General features: G+C 32.7%; 4 protein-coding genes. All 4 read right to left on the bottom strand.

Annotation, left to right across the window (positions count from 1 at the left end; translation table 11 throughout):
* The coding region (locus BUC03_RS14995; RefSeq protein WP_143159223.1) for a hypothetical protein at positions 1-204 on the bottom strand (204 nt) is incomplete at its 3' end.
* Between the two features lie 39 nt (positions 205-243).
* Positions 244-459, bottom strand: coding sequence for a hypothetical protein (locus tag BUC03_RS14990; RefSeq protein WP_143159222.1), 216 nt, complete (start codon positions 457-459; stop codon positions 244-246).
* Positions 460-464: 5 nt separating this feature from the next.
* Complete coding sequence (locus tag BUC03_RS14985; RefSeq protein WP_073153938.1) at positions 465-917, bottom strand: FEKKY domain-containing protein; 453 nt, start codon at positions 915-917, stop codon at positions 465-467.
* Positions 918-1,077: 160 nt separating this feature from the next.
* Positions 1,078-1,914 (bottom strand): AbiJ-NTD4 domain-containing protein, encoded by an 837-nt coding sequence (locus BUC03_RS14980; RefSeq protein WP_084113013.1) that lies wholly within the window; start codon positions 1,912-1,914, stop codon positions 1,078-1,080.
* Positions 1,915-2,021 lie beyond the last annotated feature (107 nt).

Below are 2,021 nucleotides of genomic sequence, written 5' to 3'. Positions count from 1 at the left end.
TCTATAATTGAATAATATAAATTTACCTCCAGAATCAATGTCTTTTTTTAGACTTTCTAAATCATTATTCTTTATGTTCTGAAGTTTGTAAATCATATGTGTGGTAACGGTTTTGTATAATTTCCCAGCTAAGGGAAGGTTAGGAGTAAAGATAATAAAAAGAGCTAACTTTGACGCTTTTGCATCTGTGTCCGCAGGACACAACCAAACCTTAGTTGGAATTATACGGTGTTGTAAAACGTTTTACTTACGATTAACTTTCTCATTCTTCGTTGCCCACGTTTTAATTTTATCATTTAAAGTTGGATATCCCAATCCGCCTAAGATCATTTCTATTGGCATTCCAATTATGGTTCTCCAAAATTCTTTTGGGTTTCTTCGATAATCTGGCAAGTAAGCCCAATATAAGAATCCAGCAAATAGAATAACAAGAATAGATATAATTATAAATTCAGTCATTGTATTTAATTTTTCCGTTTGTAATTGCGTTTCCATTCCTTAAATCCAATTACATCGTCTCTAACTTCTTTTATCCAAGTTTTTCCTTTTGTCGAATTCAAGTGTTCAAATACAATTTTGTTGTAAGTAATTATTATGTCATTTTCTGGACCAGAACAACCAAATTCATAAAAATAAATTCCATATTTTTTTTCAAATAGTGGGTCAGTAGCAATTGTCGTTGGTGCAATTCCGCCGATTAACAACAAAAATGGATTTCCGTTTTTGATATCCAATTCCGCCATTTTTTCAGCTTCTTCTTCGTCCGTAATAAAAATCAACTTTTTAGCACCAGAACTATTCAGTTGATCATCGCTCAATTCTCCAATTCTTGAGAATATAACAGTTTCCTCTCTATTATCTTGAGCATTTGAATTCAACGTTAAAATTCCAAAAAATAGCATTAATATGAATTTCATATAGTTCTTTTAAATGTTTTACAACGGTCTTGTTTATCTTTCAGTTGTGGGAATTTAAGAAATGAAGATAGTAAAAAGAAATGACTTTGACGCGTGAGCGTATGTGTCCGCAGGACACAAAGCCACGATTGAAGATAAACGGTGTTGGCAACTGTATTTTTTAATTTTTTGCTATTAAATAATTTACAAAAGCTGAACAAGCAATTAACATAAATCTTGCTTCTTCAAGACCTGGTGAAGTTTCATCATTAAGCAATCCGTGTCTAATTCCACCGTTGTCTGAAGCATATCCGTAAATCGCACTAAATCCTGACTTGAGACTTTTCGGGATAGGATTTTGTTTGTCTAAAATCTTTAATGCTTGTCCTAAAGTCGTGTTTTCATTTCCAGTTATTATTTTACATAAGGACTCAACAGCTGAAATTGATTCTTTTATTGAGTTTCTGTAATCTGGTTTTCGCTTATCAGTTAAAAGTTTTAAAGAACTTTCAATATGAATTATTACAGGTCTATATTTAATTCCCGAGTTAAGAGCATTTTCAATTTCGTTTATTTCCTCACGAGAATCTATTTCTAAAAGATTTAAACCTATAAATCTGAAACCTGATAATTCTCTTTCTAAATAAGGATTACATACTCTTACAAATTCATCTCCAAATTCTTCCGCACAGAATTCTAAAAATTCATACAACTCATACCATTTAGCACTAAAAAACCATTCTCGTACAAATTTATAGGAATCCTCACTATACATTCTACCATCTGAAATCATAAGATTATCTATTGGCTTTTTGAAAAAGTCCCTCCATAATTTTCGAAAAAAATCTGCTAAATCCGAAAATCCACCTCCATATGGCGGATTATTCGAAAGTTTTCCAAATGTCTCTTCGCATACAACTGACCACATTGTATTTCGCAAGTGTTCAGGCATTTGTTCCTTTGGAATTGTTGTTTTGGGTTTAAAAATCCCTAATCTTTCAGAGAATTTCAGTTTCATTCGTCAATATTGTTGCCAACGGTCTCGGGTATGAAACGTAGGGCATTTCGAAGCACTTAACTGTCCGCCTGAAACCAAGCCTGCTAAGAACCCGAAACTTGCGGAAA

Source organism: Mesonia phycicola, from assembly GCF_900141885.1.
GTDB classification, from domain to species: Bacteria; Bacteroidota; Bacteroidia; order Flavobacteriales; family Flavobacteriaceae; genus Mesonia; species Mesonia phycicola.
This window is presented reverse-complemented; position numbering and strand designations above follow the sequence as displayed.